Origin of the sequence: Pseudonocardia sp. UM4_GMWB1 (assembly GCF_017312155.1) — a bacterium.
GTDB lineage: Bacteria > Actinomycetota > Actinomycetes > Mycobacteriales > Pseudonocardiaceae > Pseudonocardia > Pseudonocardia alni.
On sequence record NZ_QJPN01000001.1, the window covers coordinates 4,743,033 to 4,760,684 of the forward strand.

General features: G+C 74.0%; 17 protein-coding genes. 5 read left to right on the top strand and 12 right to left on the bottom strand.

Going from position 1 to position 17,652, the window contains the following annotated elements:
- The first annotated feature begins 41 nt into the window (after nucleotides 1-41).
- Entirely contained in the window at nucleotides 42-266 is a 225-nt protein-coding gene (locus DMP15_RS22145) for a hypothetical protein (protein WP_073578115.1), read from the top strand.
- A gap of 4 nt (nucleotides 267-270) precedes the next feature.
- Here the strand turns inward: DMP15_RS22145 and DMP15_RS22150 are convergent, their stop codons facing one another.
- Together DMP15_RS22150 and DMP15_RS22155 are read right to left on the bottom strand one after the other, a co-directional pair.
- Nucleotides 271-1,518, bottom strand: coding sequence for a winged helix-turn-helix domain-containing protein (locus DMP15_RS22150; RefSeq protein ID WP_337826399.1), 1,248 nt, complete (start codon nucleotides 1,516-1,518; stop codon nucleotides 271-273).
- A gap of 117 nt (nucleotides 1,519-1,635) precedes the next feature.
- Nucleotides 1,636-2,529: a dioxygenase family protein gene (locus DMP15_RS22155; protein WP_073578116.1), complete on the bottom strand. Its 894-nt coding sequence runs from the start codon at nucleotides 2,527-2,529 to the stop codon at nucleotides 1,636-1,638.
- 155 nt (nucleotides 2,530-2,684) lie between these two features.
- Between DMP15_RS22155 and DMP15_RS22160 the strand changes: the two genes are divergently transcribed.
- The gene (locus DMP15_RS22160; RefSeq protein ID WP_073578117.1) at nucleotides 2,685-3,215 is read left to right on the top strand and encodes a GNAT family N-acetyltransferase; all 531 of its coding nucleotides are present in this window, start codon (nucleotides 2,685-2,687) and stop codon (nucleotides 3,213-3,215) included.
- Between the two features lie 4 nt (nucleotides 3,216-3,219).
- On the opposite strand, the gene dapB is transcribed toward DMP15_RS22160, so the two are convergent.
- On the bottom strand, nucleotides 3,220-3,969 hold the full coding sequence (gene dapB / locus DMP15_RS22165) for a 4-hydroxy-tetrahydrodipicolinate reductase (protein WP_073578118.1): 750 nt from the start codon (nucleotides 3,967-3,969) through the stop codon (nucleotides 3,220-3,222).
- Between the two features lie 146 nt (nucleotides 3,970-4,115).
- Nucleotides 4,116-4,595: a DUF456 domain-containing protein gene (locus tag DMP15_RS22170; RefSeq protein ID WP_073578119.1), complete on the bottom strand. Its 480-nt coding sequence runs from the start codon at nucleotides 4,593-4,595 to the stop codon at nucleotides 4,116-4,118.
- A 232-nt stretch (nucleotides 4,596-4,827) separates the two neighbouring features.
- On the opposite strand from DMP15_RS22170, the gene DMP15_RS22175 reads away from it, so the two are divergent.
- Nucleotides 4,828-5,886: an ABC transporter permease gene (locus DMP15_RS22175; RefSeq protein WP_073578120.1), complete on the top strand. Its 1,059-nt coding sequence runs from the start codon at nucleotides 4,828-4,830 to the stop codon at nucleotides 5,884-5,886.
- Between the two features lie 39 nt (nucleotides 5,887-5,925).
- Here DMP15_RS22175 and DMP15_RS22180 read toward each other — a convergent pair whose 3' ends face one another.
- The 8 genes from DMP15_RS22180 to DMP15_RS22215 all read right to left on the bottom strand — a co-directional run bounded on the left by DMP15_RS22180 (nucleotide 5,926) and on the right by DMP15_RS22215 (nucleotide 14,021).
- Nucleotides 5,926-7,236, bottom strand: a complete 1,311-nt coding sequence (locus DMP15_RS22180) for a M16 family metallopeptidase (RefSeq protein WP_337826400.1) — start codon at nucleotides 7,234-7,236, stop codon at nucleotides 5,926-5,928.
- Nucleotides 7,237-7,315: 79 nt separating this feature from the next.
- A complete protein-coding gene (locus DMP15_RS22185; RefSeq protein WP_073578121.1) occupies nucleotides 7,316-9,601 on the bottom strand; it encodes a polyribonucleotide nucleotidyltransferase in 2,286 nt (761 codons plus the stop codon).
- Between the two features lie 242 nt (nucleotides 9,602-9,843).
- A complete protein-coding gene (rpsO, locus tag DMP15_RS22190) occupies nucleotides 9,844-10,113 on the bottom strand; it encodes a 30S ribosomal protein S15 (RefSeq protein ID WP_073578122.1) in 270 nt (89 codons plus the stop codon).
- Nucleotides 10,114-10,279: 166 nt separating this feature from the next.
- Nucleotides 10,280-10,810: a 2'-5' RNA ligase family protein gene (locus DMP15_RS22195; protein WP_337826401.1), complete on the bottom strand. Its 531-nt coding sequence runs from the start codon at nucleotides 10,808-10,810 to the stop codon at nucleotides 10,280-10,282.
- A 12-nt stretch (nucleotides 10,811-10,822) separates the two neighbouring features.
- On the bottom strand, nucleotides 10,823-11,362 hold the full coding sequence (locus DMP15_RS22200) for a helix-turn-helix domain-containing protein (RefSeq protein WP_337826402.1): 540 nt from the start codon (nucleotides 11,360-11,362) through the stop codon (nucleotides 10,823-10,825).
- Between the two features lie 65 nt (nucleotides 11,363-11,427).
- Complete coding sequence (locus DMP15_RS22205) at nucleotides 11,428-12,390, bottom strand: bifunctional riboflavin kinase/FAD synthetase (protein ID WP_100880018.1); 963 nt, start codon at nucleotides 12,388-12,390, stop codon at nucleotides 11,428-11,430.
- 65 nt (nucleotides 12,391-12,455) lie between these two features.
- Nucleotides 12,456-13,352: a tRNA pseudouridine(55) synthase TruB gene (gene truB / locus DMP15_RS22210; protein ID WP_179760694.1), complete on the bottom strand. Its 897-nt coding sequence runs from the start codon at nucleotides 13,350-13,352 to the stop codon at nucleotides 12,456-12,458.
- Nucleotides 13,353-13,361: 9 nt separating this feature from the next.
- A complete protein-coding gene (locus DMP15_RS22215; protein ID WP_073578276.1) occupies nucleotides 13,362-14,021 on the bottom strand; it encodes a response regulator in 660 nt (219 codons plus the stop codon).
- Between the two features lie 118 nt (nucleotides 14,022-14,139).
- On the opposite strand from DMP15_RS22215, the gene DMP15_RS22220 reads away from it, so the two are divergent.
- Both DMP15_RS22220 and DMP15_RS22225 read left to right on the top strand, forming a co-directional pair.
- Entirely contained in the window at nucleotides 14,140-15,612 is a 1,473-nt protein-coding gene (locus tag DMP15_RS22220; RefSeq protein ID WP_073578126.1) for a cation:dicarboxylate symporter family transporter, read from the top strand.
- Nucleotides 15,613-15,733: 121 nt separating this feature from the next.
- A complete protein-coding gene (locus DMP15_RS22225) occupies nucleotides 15,734-17,512 on the top strand; it encodes a sensor histidine kinase (RefSeq protein WP_337826403.1) in 1,779 nt (592 codons plus the stop codon).
- The last annotated feature ends 140 nt before the right edge of the window (nucleotides 17,513-17,652 follow it).

Below are 17,652 nucleotides of genomic sequence, written 5' to 3' on the forward strand. Positions count from 1 at the left end.
GAGATGATCGGCGAGCGAGGTACCGGCGTAGGCTCGGCGTCGTGGACAGCACGCCGGAGTGCGCGATCCGCTCAGTCACGGGCGACGAGCCGCACCGCGCGGTCGAGCCCGGGCGCGCCGAGGCCGCGGCCGTCGTCGTCGGCTACCTGCGGGCACGCGACGTACCGTGGGCGCTGTCGGCGTTCCCGGTGCCGGCCGACGCCACCGAGGAGCAGGTCGCCGAGCACCTGGACACGATCGCCGTGTTCCGCCTCGACCCCGCCTGAAGGCTCAGGCGGCGGCGACCTCGGCCCGGAGCTCGGCGGCCAGGTCGCCGCGCTCCCCCACGGCGACGCCGTCGAGCCCGAGCCAGCCCGCCATCGTCGCGAGCTCCCCGGCCAGCTCGGCCGCGATCCGCAGGCGCGGGGCGCTCGCCCCGGGCTCGGCGAACGCGCCGGGCACTCGCAGCACCCCGGCCGCCCGGTCGGCCTTGAGGTCGACCCGTCCGACGAGCTCACCGTCGAGCAGGAACGGGAAGACGTAGTAGCCGTACTCCCGCTTCGGCTCCGGCACGTAGATCTCGATGCGGTAGCGGAACCCGAAGATCCGCTCGGTCCGGTCCCGCTCCCACACCAGCGGGTCGAACGGGCACAGCAGCGCCCGGCCGGTCACCGCGCGCGGCACCCGGGCCTCCGGGTCCCGGTAGGCGGGCCGGGCCCAGCCGCGCACGGTCACCGGTTCCAGGGCACCCGCGTCGACGAGTTCGGCGATCGCGGTGCGGGTGCGCTCCGGGCCGAGCCGGTAGTAGTCGCGCAGGTCGGTCTCGGTACCGATGCCCAGCGCGGACGCGGACCTGGCCACGAGCTCGCGCGCGGCGTCCGCCGGGTCCGGTACGGGCTGCGCGAGGACCTCCGGGGGCAGCACACGCGAGGGCAGGTCGTAGTGGCGTTCGAAGTGGACACGGGTGCCGACCGACAGCTCGCCGGTCGCGAACAGGTACTCGCAGACCCGCTTGACCTCCGAGCGCTCCCACCACGTCGCGCCCGGGGGGCGCGGGCGCACCTCACCGGCCCGTCCGTGCGGGGCGAGCGCCTTCTCGATCGCACCGGCACCCAGCGGCCCGGACTCCGCGACGACGTCGAGGATGTCCCCGGCCAGGGCCGGGTGCTTCTCCAGCAGCGGGCCGTAGTGCTTCCACCAGCGCCGCGGCAACGCCTCGTGCGAGAGCAGCGGCATGTCCCGGACCGGGACCAGACTCGCCTCGTGCGCCCAGGTCTCCACCAGCAGCCGTGGGCGGCGCGCGTCGGGCGACCAGGCGGCGTCGTCGAGGAGGGCGGCGGGGTAGGCACCGAGCCTGCTGAACAGCGGCATGTAGTGCGCGCGCACCGCGATGTTGACCGAGTCGAGCTGCAGCAGCTTCACCCGGTCCAGCACCCGTCCGAGATGACGACGGGTGACCGGCCCGGACGGCCGTGGGTCGGTGAAGCCCTGGGCCGCGAGGAACGTCCGACGGGCGACATCGGCTGAGAGCGTGCGCACGGCCGGGATGCTGCCACGGGGCACCGACAGGATCCGGTGCCGCCCGGACCGGCGGCCGGGCCGCACCACACGGGCGGCACCGGACCCGCGGCACCGCGCCGGGTGACATCCGGCCGGTCAGCTGCCGGGCGGTGGGCCGCCGGGGCCGCCGGCGCCCGGCCCGCCCCCGCCCGGGGCGGCACCCGCGGTCGGCTCGGTGGACAGGTCGACGGCGGCGGTCAGTGCGACCGTGTAGCCCGTGGCCGGATCGCCGGTGACGGTCGCGAGCTGGAGGGCGCCGCCGTCATCGCCGAAGACGTTGTCGGACGCCAGGCTCAGCTCGGCCAGGTTGGACACCGACTGCTCGTATCCCGTGGTGGCGTAGACGGTGTCGCAGTCGGCCTGCGGCAGGGCGACCTGCGAGGTGGCGACCGCGTTGGCGGCGTCGGTGATGTCGGCCTCGGAGGGGTAGACCTCGAAGTGGATGTGCGGCCAGCGCCCCCTATAGCAGGCCGGGAAGATGCTGGTGAAGCGCACCTTCCCGTCGCTGCCGGCGACCTGGACCCCTCGCAGGTAGTTCTCGTCCTCCAGCCCCTCGGAGTACAGGGAGTACCGGCCGTCGCGATCGCAGTGCCAGACGTAGACCGCGGCACCCGCCATGCCCGCGGCGGCCATGTCGGTGATCGTCAGCTCGAGGGTCATCGGCACCCCGGCCGCGGTCGCCGAGCCGGTGCCGAAGCTCGACCGGATGTCGCTGCGGACCACCCCGGACTCGGTCAGCACGTTCGCACCGTTGGTGCCGTCACCGGGGTACGGGCCGGCCGTCTCGTCCGGGATCTCGCCGGTCGTGGTCGCGGTCGTCGCCGACGGAGCCGCGGTACCGCAGGCCGCGAGCCCGGCGCTGACGGCGCCGACGCCGAGCACGGCCAGCATGCGGCGCCTGCTCAGCAGGGTGCCGAGGTCGAACCCGAGGCCCTGGTCGACGACCTCGTCGTCGGGGCGGGGCAGGTCACGGCCCTGGTAGCGGGGCATGGCGGGATCCTCCGGTGCGTCGTCGTACGGACTCTCGTGCAGAACCGATGACGACGGTAGGGACCGGGCATGGGGCGCGGATCGCAACGACCTGTGCGGCCGCTGTGGACCCGGGCGGTGACGCGGCCCGCGGGGTCGCACGGTAGGCATGACCCATGGCCACCGCGACCGTCCGCCCCGCCACCGACGACGACGTCGGCGCGATCATGGCGATCCAGGACCGCACCTGGCGCACCGCCTACGCCGGGCTGCTGCCCGAGGAGGCGTTCGCCGGGCTCACCTCCGACGCCGCGCGCTCGCACTGGAGCGACGCCGTGCACGCCGGGGACGGCTTCCACCTGTTCGTCGCCGTCGAGGGGGACGAGACCGTCGGGTTCGCCGCCGCCGCCCGCTATGCCGGGGCCGACGGCATGGCGATCGCCGAGGTCAGCACCCTGCTCGTGGAGCCGCGCTGGGGCAGGCGCGGGCACGGCGGACGGCTGCTCGCCGCCGCCGCGGCCGCGCTGCGGGAGTCCGGCTCGGACTCGGGGCGCACCTGGGTGGCCGAGGCCGACACCGCCTCACGGAACTTCTACGGCCGCGCCGGCTGGGCACCCGACGGCGCGGTGCGCACGCTGGACACCGGCACGTCGACGCTGCGCGAGGTCCGCCACGCCGGAACGCTGGACCTGCACCTGGTCGGCTGAGGGCTCAGCCGAGCCCGAGCAGCGGCTCCAGGCCGATCGTCAGGCCCGGGCGGTCGCGGACGGCGCGCACCGCGAGCAGCACGCCCGGCATGAAGCTGGTCCGGTTCATCGAGTCGTGGCGCAGCGTGAGGACCTCGCCGTCGGTGCCGAGGATGACCTCCTGGTGCGCGATCAGCCCGGGCATCCGGACCGCGTGCACGTGGACGCCCTCGACGACCGCGCCGCGGGCGCCGTGCGGGTCGTCGGTGGTGGCGTCGGGGACCTCGCCGAGCCCGGCCTCGCGTCGTGCCGCGCCGATCACCGACGCGGTCCGCGCGGCGGTACCGGACGGCGCGTCGACCTTGCCGGCGTGGTGCAGCTCGACGACCTCGGCGGAGTCGAAGAAGCGGGCGGCCTGCGCCGCGAAGTGCATCATCAGCACGGCGCCGACCCCGAAGTTCGGGGCGACGAGCACGCTGCCGGAGCCGCGCTCATCGAGGATCGCGCGGACCTCGTCGAACCTGGCGGCGTCGAAGCCGCTGGTCCCGACGACGGGCGCGACCCCGCGCGCCAGGCACTCGCGGATGTTGGTGATCGCGGCGCCGGGGTGGGTGAAGTCCACGGCGACGTCGGCGCCGTCGAGGGCGGACAGGTCGTCGCCCGCGTCCAGCGCGGCGACCAGCTCGGTGTCCCCGGCGGCCTCGACCGCCCGGCACACCTCGGAGCCCATCCGGCCCTTCGCCCCGAGGACCGCCACCTTGATCGTCCCGCTCACCCGTACACCTCGCGCACCTCGACGTCGTGGACCGCCGCGGAGTCTATGCAGCGGCCGACCGTGATCACGGATCCGGCACCGGACCGGTCGCACGCCGGTGCGGACGGTGCCCGATCCACGATCACGGGGCCACGGTCGGCCGGGGCTCAGCCGACGACCAGGCCGCCGATCCACACCGCGACCGTCACCAGCCCGGCGGCGAGCTCGATGAGGATGCTCCAGCCGACGGCGGTGAGCGCCTCGCGTGCCGAGCGCCAGGCGGTGGCGGCGTCGGGCAGGCGGGCCAGCTCGGCCAGCCACACGCCGAGCACGAACCCGAGGAACAGCCCGACGACGGGCACGACGAAGAACCCGACGACCCCCAGCACGAGCCCCGCGAACAGGGTGCGGGTCGGGACCCCGGCTGCCTTGAGCCGGCGTCCGGGGAGCAGGTACTTCGCGATCTGACCGGCGACGGTGACGAGCACCGCGATGCCGAGCACCCACCAGCCGACCGCGTCGCCGCGCGGGACCGCCCAGACCGCCACCCCGCCGACGATCAGCAGCGGCCCGGGCAGCACCGGCAGCACGGTCCCGGCCAGGCCGACGAGCATCATCAGGCCGGCGACGACGGCGAGGGCGGTCATGACGCCCAGCCTGCCAGCAGGTCACACGCGTCGAGCGGACGAACCCGCGGTGACGGCCGGCTGTCATCGTCACGAATGGGTAAACGCTGTGAGCCGGGTCTACCGATTTCTGGTACTGCCGTGCCAGCCTCGATGTCACCCGAAACAGTGACACCCGCTCACCTGCGGTCGTCCCACCACCCGCGCGTGCCGGTCACCACCACCGCACCGCGGACGAACAGAGAAGAGCAGCGTGCTCCGGTACCTCCTGCGCAGGGGCGCCGGGTGGCTCGCGATGATCGTCGTCGCGACCAACCTGGTCTACTTCCTCGCGAACTCGTTCCTCGACCCCCGGGTCAACTACCTGCAGCTGCGGCCGCCGCGCACCGACGCGGAGATCGCCCGTTCGCTGGGCCAGTACAACCTGGACTCGAACGTCCCGGTCCTGGAGCGGTGGTGGATCTGGGTCACCGGGATCGTGACCCGGTGGGACTGGGGCACCAGCCCGATCGGCGACCCGGTGAACGCGCAGGTGGCGTTCCGCGTCGTGGTGTCCGGGCAGCTGGTGTTCTTCTCGCTGCTGCTGTCGATCGTGATCGGGGTGGCGCTCGGGGTCTACTCGGCCCAGCGCCAGTACCGGCTCGGTGACCGCGCCGCCCAGCTGACCTCGGTGTTCACCCTGAACATCCCGTCGGCGGTCGCGGCGCTCGCGGTCGTATTCGTCGCCATCGCGATCAACCAGGGTGTCGGCGGGACGCTGTTCTACGTCGCGGGGTCCGAGTCGCCCGGGGTCACCGGGTTCTGGCCGCTGCTCCTCGACCGGGCCCAGCACCTGGTGCTGCCGACGATCTCGCTGCTGATCATCTCCTACGCGGGCTACCACCTGCTGCAGCGCTCGATGCTGCTCGACGTGGTCAACTCCGACTACGTGCGGACCGCCCGGGCCAAGGGGCTGACCCGCAGGCAGGCCATCCGCCGCCACGGGCTGCGCAGCTCGATGATCCCGGTCGCCACCCAGGTGGCGTTCGCGATCCCGGCGCTGTTCACCGGCGCGGTGATCACCGAGAAGACCTTCGCCTGGCAGGGCATGGGCGACTACTTCATCCGCACCATCTCGACCAACGACATCCACGGCGTCGTCGCCACGGCGGCGTTCGGTGCGGTGACGACGGCGGTCGGCGCCATGCTCGCCGACGTCGCGGTCGTCGTCCTCGACCCAGTGACGGCACAGAGCCCCGGACCGCCCGGTCCGGGGCTCTGCCCGTCTCACCCACCACCCCGGATGCCCCGAGAGTCACTCTCGGGGCCGTAGAAGCCACGAAAGTGACCCTCGGAGCAGGTTCGGGGGAGGTCAGGCCAGGTCGCGCAGCGCGGCGGGGAGGTCGTCCACGTCGCCGTAGGGACCCACCACGGCCGCGGTGAGCGGCTGGGCCAGCAGCTCCCCCGCCAGTGCGGCGACCTCGGCAGGGGTGACGGCGTCGATGCGGGCCAGGCTGTCGGCCAGCGACCGCTGCCGCCCGTGGTCCAGCTCGGCGCGGCCGAGCCGGTTCATCCGCGACGCGGTGTCCTCGCAGCCCAGCACCAGTCCCCCGCGCAGGGCGCCCCGGGCGCGGACGACCTCGGCCTCGGTCAGACCGTCGGCCGCGACCTCGGCGAGCACGTCCCGCACGACCGCGACGACCTCGCCCAGCCTCTCCGGGGCGCACCCGGCGTACACCGACAGCGCGCCGGCGTCGGCGTAGCGGACGGTCGAGGAGTAGACCTGGTAGGCCAGTCCGCGCTGCTCGCGGACCTGCTGGAACAGCCGCGACGACAGTCCCCCGCCGAGGGCGGAGTTCAGCACCGCCAGCACCGGCAGGCCGCGTCCGGCGCGACCCGCGGTGGGCACGCCGAGCATCATGTGGGCCTGCTCGGAGTCGTCGTCGAGCAGGCCGAGGGCGCCGGTGCGCACGGGGCGGGCCCCGGTCGCCGTCCGCGGCGGCACCGGGCGCGCGCCGGTGTGGCCCTGCGCCGCACGGTCCAGCGCGGCGGCGACGAGCTCCGCGACGTGGTCGTGGTCCAGGTTCCCGGCCGCGGCGACGACCATCCGCGGCGTCGTGTACTCCCCGCGCCAGAAGCTGTGCAGGGTGTCGCGGCTCATCGCCCGGATCGAGTCCTCGGAGCCGATCACCGGGCGCCCGAGCGGATGGTCGCCGAACAGGGTCTCGTCGAACATGTCGCCGAGCAGGTCCTCCGGGTCGTCGTCGCGCATCGAGATCTCCTCGAGCACGACGCCCCGTTCCAGCTCGACGTCGGTGTGGGCCAGCTCGGCGTCGGTGACGACGTCGGCCAGCACGTCCACCGCCAGCGCCACGTCGGTGTCGAGGACGTGGGCGTAGTAGCAGGTGTGTTCCTTGGCGGTGAACGCGTTCAGCTCACCACCGACGGCGTCCATCTCCTCGGCGATGCCTGCCGCGGTGCGCCGCCGGGTGCCCTTGAAGAGCAGGTGTTCCAGGAAATGCGCGGCGCCGGCCTGCTCGGGGGTCTCGTCCACCGAGCCGATCCCGATCCAGATGCCCAGCGCGACCGAGCGGACGCCGGGCACCGTCTCGGTGACGAGCCGGACCCCGCCGGGCAGGTCGCTGCGGCGGACCGTGTCGGTGGTGTCGTCGGCGGTGGTCACGGGCGCCGGGGACACGCGGGCGGCGGCCCGGGAAAGGTCCCGGGCCGCCGCCGCGTGGTCGTTCTCAGGTGCCAACAGTTCAGCTCGGGTTGGCGGCCTCGGCCGGGGCCTCGGCGTCGACGGCGCCCTCGGCGGCCGGGGCCTCGGTGACGTCTGCGGAGGCGGACTCCTCCACGACCGGGATCAGCGAGATCTTGCCGCGGTTGTCGATGTCGGTGACCTCGACGCGCAGCTTGTCGCCGACCTTGACGACGTCCTCGACCTTGCTGATCCGCTTCCCGCTGCCGAGCTTGGAGATGTGGACCAGGCCGTCCTTGCCGGGGACGAGCGAGACGAAGGCACCGAACGCGGCGGCCTTGACCACCGTGCCCAGGAACCGCTCGCCGACCTTCGGCAGCTGCGGGTTGGCGATCGCGTTGATCATGCCGATCGCCTCCTCCGCGGAGGGGCCGTCGTTCGCACCGACGTAGATCGTGCCGTCGTCCTCGATCGAGATGTCGGCGCCGGTCTTCTCGGTGATCGAGTTGATCATCTTGCCCTTCGGCCCGATGACCTCGCCGATCTTGTCGACCGGGACCTTCACCGCGGTGACCCGCGGCGCGTACTTGCTCATCTCGTCCGGGCCGTCGATGGCCTCGCCGATCACCTCGAGGATGGTCAGGCGGGCGTCCTTGGCCTGGTTCAGCGCAGCGGCGAGCACCTCGGACGGGATGCCGTCCAGCTTGGTGTCCAGCTGCAGCGCCGTGACGAACTCCTTGGTGCCGGCGACCTTGAAGTCCATGTCGCCGAACGCGTCCTCGGCACCGAGGATGTCGGTCAGCGCGACGTAGCGCGTCTGGCCGTCGACCTCGTCGGACACCAGGCCCATCGCGATGCCCGCGACCGGCGCCTTCAGCGGCACACCGGCGTTGAGCAGCGACATCGTGGACGCGCAGACCGAGCCCATCGAGGTCGAGCCGTTCGAGCCCAGGGCCTCGGAGACCTGCCGGATCGCGTAGGGGAACTCGTCGCGGTTCGGCAGGACCGGGATCAGGGCCCGCTCGGCGAGCGCGCCGTGGCCGATCTCGCGGCGCTTCGGCGAGCCGACGCGGCCGGTCTCACCGGTCGAGTACGGCGGGAAGTTGTAGTGGTGCAGGTAGCGCTTGCGCGTCTCCGGCCCCAGCTGGTCGATCTGCTGCTCCATCCGGAGCATGTTCAGCGTGGTGACACCCATGATCTGGGTCTCGCCGCGCTCGAACAGCGCCGAGCCGTGCGCCCGCGGGACGACCTCGACCTCGGCCGACAGCGGCCGGATGTCGGTCAGGCCGCGGCCGTCGATCCGGACCTGGTCGGTCAGGATGCGGCGGCGGACCAGCTTCTTGTTCAGCGAGCGGAACGCGTTGCCGAGCTCGGACTCGCGGCCGACGAAACGCTCGCCGAGCTTGTCCAGCACCGACGCCTTGATCTCGTCGGTCCGGGTCTCGCGCTCCTGCTTGCCGGCGATGGTCAGTGCCTGCGCCAGCTCCTGCTCGACGGCCTCGGAGACCGCCTCGAAGGCGTCCGGCTGGTAGGCCGGGAACACCGGGTAGTCGGCGGTCGGCTTGGCCGCGACGTCGGCCAGCTGCTGCTGGGCGACGCACAGGCTGCGGATGAACGGCTTGGCCGCCTCCAGCCCGTCCGCGACGACGCCCTCGGTCGGAGCGGTGGCCCCACCGGCGACGAGGTCGATGGTGTTCTCGGTGGCCTCGGCCTCGACCATCATGATCGCCACGTCGTCACCGACGATGCGGCCCGCGACGACCATGTCGAACGCGGCGCGGTCGAGCTGGTCGTGGGTCGGGAAGGCGACCCACTGGGTGTCGGTACCCGCCTCGTTCGCGATGAGCGCGACGCGGACGCCGCCGACCGGACCGGAGAACGGCAGGCCGGCGAGCTGGGTGGACGCCGACGCGGCGTTGATCGCCACGACGTCGTAGGGGTCCTTCGGGTCGAGCGACATGACCGTCACGACGACCTGGATCTCGTTGCGCAGGCCGTCGACGAAGGACGGGCGCAGCGGGCGGTCGATGAGGCGGCAGGTCAGGATCGCGTCGGTGCCCGGGCGGCCCTCGCGGCGGAAGAACGAGCCGGGGATCCGGCCCGCGGCGTACATCCGCTCCTCGACGTCGACCGTGAGCGGGAAGAAGTCGAACTGGTCCTTCGGCCGCTTCGAGGCGGTCGTGGCGGACAGCAGCATGGTCTCGTCGTCGAGGTACGCGACGACGGACCCGGCGGCCTGGCGGGCGAGCCGGCCGGTCTCGAACCGGACGGTGCGGGTGCCGTAGGTGCCGTTGTCGATGACGGCGGTGCTCTCGTGCACGCCGTCCTCGGAGATGACGTCAGTCATACGGGGGTGTTCTCCTCGTCGTTGGGAGTGGTCTTCGTCTACCCCCACCACCGTGGCGCCGGCTCGATCCCCTGCTGGGCCGGTCTTCGATCGAAGCCCCCGGCCGCGCGTCGCGCTCCGGGGGCCACTACCGAGGACCGGCGGATGTCCGGTCGCCCGAGTGGCGGGCTCTGTTCAGTTGTGTCGCTCGGTGTCACGGAACGACCCGGCACCGGGAACCGGTGCCGGGTCGGCCGGGCGGGTCAGCGGCGCAGACCCAGCTTCTCGATCAGCGCGCGGTAACGGGTGACGTCGACCTCGCGCAGGTACTTGAGCAGCCGGCGACGACGACCGACCAGCAGCAGCAGGCCGCGCCGGCTGTGGTGGTCGTGCTTGTGCTGCTTCAGGTGCTCGGTCAGGCCGACGATGCGCTTCGTCAGCAGCGCGACCTGGGCCTCGGGGGACCCGGTGTCGGTGGCGTGGGTGCCGTACTGCTCGAGCGTGCTCTTCTTCTCGGCGGTGGTCAGTGCCACTGCTCAACTCCTTCATCCTTGAGACGGTCCGTGGGGCCATGACGTCCGACGACACCCGGGTGAACCGGTGGGACGGCAGGAAGTCGGTCTCGGCCGCCACGGACTGCAGCCGGACCCGGTGTGAAACGGTACCAGCGACGGGTGCGCCGACCGTCTCCGACCCGTGTCACCCCGGTGTGCGGTCCGGCATGCCGGGGCGGAGCGGGACCCGGTGGAGCACGGTGTAGCGCGCACCGGGCTCGCTGCGCACGAGCACCGCCTCCCCCGGTGTCCACCAGGGGCCCGCGGCGATGCCGTCGCCGCCCACGGTCGCGTCCCCGCGGCGCCGGTCCCACCGGGCCAGGGTGACGTGCGGGAGGTACGGCCGGGGCCCCGTCGCACCGGCCCGGGCGGCCAGGTCGGCGAGGGCGCCCGCGGCAGGGCCGTCGCGTTCCTCGACCCCGGCCCACAGCACGCCCGGGAAGGTGCCGGTGCCGGCGATCCGCAGCCGGGGCGCGACGGCACCGGCCAGGGCGATGTCCAGGGTCGCGGCGCGGGCGTCCGGGTCGTCGTCGCCGTGGAAACACAGCGTCACGTGCCAGGTCGACGGGTCGGCCCGGCGCGCGCCGTCCGGGAGCGGGGACGGAGCCCCGTCGAGGGCACGGGTCAGCGCCGCCACCGCCCCGGGCGGCGGCCACAGCGCGCTGAACAGCCGCATCCGCACAGCCTGTCAGCGCCGTCCGGCGGCGGCACGGCGCAGCACCTCCGCGATCTCCGGGAACGCCGGGGCCAGCTCGGCCGCCGCCGCGACGAGCCGGGCCGGCGCGCTCACCCCGCGCAGCGCGTCCTCCGCGGTCGGCTCGGCCGGGGCCCGTCGCGGCTGCGGCACCGCCGGCCCGGAGGCGGGGGCCTGCCCGGCGCAGCGGCAGCCGCCGGTGGGTCCCCACGGCGTCGGCTCCTGCCGGACCCGGGCCAGCAGCACGTCGCGCTCGGCGTCGGACACCGGGCCGTGCGCGAGCCGCCGGTCCAGCGCGGTCATCCGGCCCAGCACCGCCGGGTCCCCGATCTTGACCCGGCGCCCGCCCGCCAGCTGGGACAGCATCGCCGGGCTCAGCCCGACCGCGGCGGCGAGGCGGGCCTGGGTGATGCCGAGACCGGTCGTGAGCCGGCGGATGCGCTCGTCGAGGGGCTCGCCGTAGATCGCGCTCTGGCGGTCGCGGTTACGCGCGATCTCCTGCGCCACCGGGTCCGCGGTGCGGGGGTCGTCCATGCCGCACAGCCTCGGCGACCACGCGGTGCGGGCGTGGACGTTCGGCCCCGGCAGGGGGTTTTCACCTAACCCGGCGCCCCGTCGGGTCCGGTCGCGTCGCCGGCCGCGGTGAGGATCTCGCGGCAGGTCGCGACGTCGCGACCCATCTGCGCGACGAGCGCCTCGATGCCGTCGTAGTGCTCCTGGCCGCGCAGCCGCTCGACGAACTCGACGCCAACCTCGTGGCCGTAGAAGTTCTCGTCGACGTCGAGCACGTAGACCTCGACGGTGCGCACCCGCCCGGAGAACGTGGGGTTGGTCCCCACCGAGACGGCGCCCATCAGGCGGCGGTCGCCGATGCGGAACCAGCCCGCGTAGACGCCGTCGGCGGGGATCGCCGTGTGCGGTGGGCTGGCGACGTTCGCCGTCGGATAGCCCAGGTCACGGCCACGCTTGTGGCCGTGCACGATCACGCCGTCCACCCGGTGCCAGCGGCCCAGCGCGTGCGCGGCGTCGCGGACGGCCCCGGCGTCGATGCAGGACCGGATGTAGGTGGAGGAGAAGGTCACGTCGTGGTCGGAGACGAGGTCGAGGGCCTCGCAGGCGAACCCGAAGCGACGGCCCAGCTCGGCGAGGGTCCCGACGTCGCCCTCGGCCCGGTGGCCGAAGGTGAAGTTGCTGCCCACGACGACGACGGCCGCGTGCAGCCGGTCCACCAGCACCTCGTGCGCGAACCCGGCGGGGGCCATCCGGGACAGCGCCTCGGTGAACGGGATGACGCAGAAGACGTCCGCGCCCGCCTCGGCCACGAGCTCCGCCCGCCGGTCGAGTGTGGACAGCCGCGCCGGGTGCGTGCCCGGCCGGATCAGCTCGGCCGGGTGCGGGTCGAACGTCACGACGACGGCGGGCAGGCCGCGCTCGTGCGCCCGTTCCACCGCGCGGGCGATCAGCTGCCGGTGTCCCCGGTGCACCCCGTCGAACACGCCGACGGTGACGACGCACCGGCCCCAGCCGGGCGGAACCGCCTCCAGACCACGCCACCGCTGCACGGTCGCGAGCCTAGGCGAACCGGGTGGGATCCCGTGCAGCGGGCGACCGCGACCGGCCCCGGCCGTCAGCCCGCCGGGGCGAGCACGACGACCGGGCGCGCGTCGCGCCCGCGGTCGGCCATCAGGGCCAGCGCGGCGCCGTCCGGGGCGAACACGCCGTAGGTGCCCTCGATCCCGGCCGCGGGCAGCGACTTGCCGAACCGCACGTCGGTGGCGGCGGAGGCGTCGAGGTCGACGCGGGGGAACGCCGTCGCGACGGCCGCGGCGAGGTCCAGCGACAGCCCGGGGTCCTCGGCGAGCTGCTCGACGGTGCGCGCGTGCTCCAGGGTGAACGGTCCGACCCGGGTGCGCCGCAGCGCGGTCAGGTGCCCGGCGGAGCCCAGCGCGGCGCCGAGGTCGCGGGCGAGCGCGCGGACGTAGGTGCCCGAGGAGCAGTCGACGGCGACGTCCAGATCGCACCACGCCCCCTCGCGGCGCACCGCGAGCAGCTCGAAGGCGGACACGGTGACCGGGCGGGCCGGGATCTCGACGGTCTCGCCGTCGCGGACCCGCTGGTAGGCGCGCTTCCCGTCGATCTTGACCGCGGAGACCGCGCTGGGGACCTGCATGATCTCGCCCGTCAGCGCGGCCGTCGCGGCCCGGAGAGCGGCGTCGTCGGCATCGACCGGGACGGGCTCGCCGATGGGCGTGCCCTCGGCGTCGTCGGTGTCGGTGGCCTGCCCGAGGCGCACGGTGGCGGTGTAGGCCTTGGTGTCCAGCGACAGGTGCCCGAGCAGCTTGGTGGCCCGCTCGATGCCGACGACCAGCACCCCGGTCGCCATCGGGTCCAGCGTCCCGGCGTGGCCGACCTTGCGGGTGCCCATGATCCGGCGGAGCTTCCCGACGACGTCGTGACTGGTCGGGCCCCGGTCCTTGTCGACGATCACGAGTCCGGGCGGCGGGGGCGGGTTGCGTGCGGGCACGCCGGGACGCTAACGCGCCAGCCGGTACCCGACTCCACGGACCGTCACCACGACGTCGCGGGTGCCCAGCTTCGACCGCAGCGACGCCACGTGCGCCTCCAGCGTGCGTGCCGCGGAGGCGTCGGCGATCCCCCACACCTGCTCCAGCAACTCGGTGCGCGGCAGCACCGCGCCCTCGCGGCGGGCGAGCGCGGCGAGCAGGTCGAACTCCTTGCGGGTCAGCGCGACCTCGGCGCCGCCCGCGGTCACCGCGCGCCGGTCGAGGTCGACGACGACGTCGCCGACGCTCACCGTCGCGGCCACCGCCGAGCCGGTGGCACGACGCAGGACGGCCTCGATCCGGGCGACGAGCTCCTCGGTGGAGACCGGCTTGACCAGGTAGTCGTCGGCGCCCGAGCGCAGGCCCTGCACCCGCGCCGCGACGTCGCCGCGGCCGGTGATCGCCAGGATCGGCACCCGGGACCGCTCCCGGATCTCCCGACAGACGCCGATGCCGTCGCGGTCGGGCAGGCCCATGTCGAGCAGCACCACGTCGGGCTCCCGCTCGGCGACGGCCGCGATGGCCGCGGACCCGCTGGTCACGAGGTCGGTCGGGTAGCCCTCGCGGACGAGGCTGCGGCGCAACGCGTCGCCGAGGATCGCGTCGTCCTCGACCAGCAGCACCCGCACGCCGCCCACCCTAGCCACGCTTTCCTCAAAGCTTCCTCAAGCCCGGTGTCCCCGCGGTTGCCCCACGACACGACCCGACCCCATCGTTTCCCCACCGCACACGTCGAGGAGGACGGACATGGCCGAGGTCGCCAACGCAGACGGCTCGTCCGGGACGGGGTCCACCACCCCCACCCGGACCAAGAAGAAGGTCTACACCCAGCTCTGGTTCTGGGTCATCGTCGGCATCGTCTCCGGGATCCTGGTGGGCTTCCTCGCCCCCGGGTTCGCCAAGGAGACCAAGTGGCTGGCCGACACGTTCGTCCAGATGATCAAGGTCATCATCGGCCCGGTCATCTTCTGCACCGTGGTCGTCGGCATCGCCTCGCTGGGCAACCTGGCCCGCGCCGGCGGTCTCGCCGCCCGGGCGCTGGGCTACTTCCTGGTCATGACCGTCATCGCGCTGACGATGGGGCTCATCGCGGGCAACGTGTTCCAGCCGGGCGCCGGATTCACCGGCCAGCCGAGCGCGTCCGACCTCGCGAAGGCCACCGACCAGGCCGCGACCGGCAGTCAGGAGTCGGGTGTCATCCCGTTCATCCAGGACTCGCTGCTCCCGCACAGCTTCTTCGGCCCGTTCGTCGAGAACTCGGTGCTGCAGGTCCTGGTGCTGGCGATCCTGTCGGCCTGCGCCATCTCCTCGCTGAACCCGGCCCTGCGCAGCCGCCTGGTCGGCGGCATCGAGGGCATCGCCCAGGTCATCTTCGGCATCATCAAGATCATCATGTGGGCCGCACCGGTCGCCGCGTTCGGCGGCATGGCCTACACCGTCGGCCAGATGGGCGGCGGGTCGCTGGTCAACCTGCTCAAGCTGATGGCCGTGTTCTGGGGCACCTGCGCGGTGTTCGTGGTCGTCGTCCTCGGCGCGGTCTCCTGGGCCGCCGGGTTCAACGTCCTCAAGGTCATCCGGCTGATCAAGGACGAGCTGCTGATCATCGTCGGCACCTCGTCGTCGGAGTCGGTGCTCCCCCGCTTCCTCACGAAGCTCCAGTCCGCCGGTGCGTCGAAGCAGACCGTCGGCATGGTCATCCCGACCGGCTACTCGTTCAACCTCGACGGCACCTGCATCTACCTGACCCTGGGTGCGCTGTTCATCATCCAGGCCGGGGGCGAGGTACTGCCGATCGGCGCGCAGATCGCGCTGGCCGTGCTCATGGTGCTGACCTCGAAGGGCGCCGCCGGTGTCACCGGCGCCGGGCTGGTCACCCTGGCCGCGTCGCTGCAGGCCTTCGGCGGGGAGTTCTTCACCCCCGAGGCCATCGTCGTCGGCCTCGCGCTGATCGTCGGCATCGACCGCATGATGTCCGAGGGCCGGGCGCTGACCAACGCGATCGGCAACGTCGTCGCCACCCTGGTCGTCGCCCGCTGGAACGGCGAGCTCGACCGTGAGCGGCTGGCCGCGGTGCTCGACGACCCGACGCTGGTCGAGGCCGACATGGAGGCCGCGCACGGTGGCGGGGCCGCGGACGCCGAGATCGACGAGGCCGCCGACGGCGCCGCGAAGCCGGACGCCGACGAGTCCCGTCGCGAGAAGGTCGGCGCGGGCTCCTGACCGGGCACGTCCTCCTCCCATGACCGTCGCACCCCCGCGGAGCCCCGAGGCCCGCGGGGGTGTCGACGTCCCGGCCGGTGCACGGGTCCCACTGCCGCCCCCGCGGTGGCAGGCTGGGCCCGTGCGCCGGCCGCTCCGTTCCTCCCCGCCGCTGCGCCGCTCGCGGCTGGTGCGGCGGCTGTTCCTGCTGCAGGTCGTCACCGTGCTGCTGACCGTCGGCGGGCTCGCCGCGCTCGGCGGCTACGGGGCGAGCCGCCTGGAGCACGACGCCGCGGGCCGGCTCACCACCGGGATCGCGCTGTCGCTCGCCTCGGACCCCGAGGTCGTCGACGCCGTCCGCGACGGCGGCGGTCTCGCCGCCCTCTCCGCCCGCCTCCAGCCCATCGCCGAGCGGGTCCGGCGGGCCACCACCACCGGGTTCATCGTCGTGATGTCCCCGCAGGGCATCCGCTACAGCCACTACAACCCCGACGAGATCGGGCTGCCCTACCAGGGCAACATCGCCCCCGCGCTGGCCGGGCGGACCTCGACCGAGGTCTACACCGGCACCCTCGGGCCCTCGGTCCGCACCGTCACCCCGGTCCTGGTCGACGGCCGGATCGCCGCCGTCGTGTCCGTCGGCGTGCTGCAGACCCGGATCAGCGACCTCGCCCTGCGCTCGCTGCCCGGGATCGTCGCGGCCGCCGCGGGGGCGGTGCTCGTCGGTTCGGGGCTGGCGGTGCTGCTGGCCCGGCGGCTGCGCCGCCAGACCCTGGGGCTGGAGCCCGAGGACATCACCGCCGCCTACACCCACCACGAGGCGGTGCTGCACGCCGTCGGCGAGGGGCTGCTGGTCGTCGACGGCGACGGGCGGCTCGTCGTCGTCAACGCCGAGGCCCGGCGGCTGCTCGGCCTGCCCGGCCACGACTCCCCCGACGACCCCGCCGTACCGGGGCGGCCGCTCGCAGGCCTCGGCATGGACCCCGCCGTCGCCGCCGTGCTCACGAGCGGGCTGCGCTCGGACCTGCGCGACCGGGCCGCCCTGGCCGGGGAGCGGGTGCTGCTGGTCAACAGCAGGCACGCCGGGCCGGCCGCGGGCCCGGGGACGCGGGTGTTCACGCTGCGCGACCGCACCGAGCTGGCCGGGGTGCTGCGCGAGCGCGACGAGGCCCGCGACACCGTCGCCGCGCTGTCCGGCCAGGCACACGAGTTCGGCAACCGGATGCAGACCGTCCTGACCCTGATCGAGCTCGGCGACACCGTCGACGCCGCGAAGGCCGGGACCGCCGCGCTCGACCGCACCCGCGGCCCCGCCGCGCAGGTCGTGGCCGCGGTCTACGACCCGGTCCTCGCCGCGCTGCTCGCGGACAAGGCGTGGCAGGCCGCCGAGCAGGACGTCACCCTGACCGTCACCGACACCTGCGACCCCGACGTCCTGCCGGACCTGCGGCTGCCGTTCGCCGCGGACGACCTGGTCTCGCTGGCCGGGAATCTCGTCGACAACGCGATCGAGGTGGTCGCCGGGCGCACCGGGGAGCGGTCGGTCGCGGTGGCGCTGAGCACCGCTCCGGACGGCCGCGAGCTGCGGCTGGAGGTCGCCGACAGCGGTCCCGGCGTGCCCGAGGACACCGCCCGCGAGCTGTTCACCTTCGGGTTCAGCACCCGGGCCACGCGCGGCGGCCGCCCCCGCGGCATCGGGCTGGCCCTGGTCGACCGGATCGCCCGCCGCCTCGGCGGGTCGGTGACGGTCGGTACCCGCGACGACGGCAGCGGCGCCGTGTTCACCGTGCGGCTGCCGCTCCCGGCCGGGTCCCCCGGGGACGACGGGAACACCGGGTCGCCGGAGGACCCCGGGGCGCCGCTCCACCGGCCGGGTGCCGCCGTCCACCGTTCGGAGACCCCGGCCACCGACCGGGGCTGAACCCCGCCGCCACCACCGGGCCCCAGGCGCGCCGGGGAGGAACGCCGCGCGGGACATGGCTCGGTGCCCCGTCCCGGAACCGCCGAGTGGCACGTCATGCACCTCCGGACCTCGTCACCGGGTGCCTGGTGTGCCGCTCG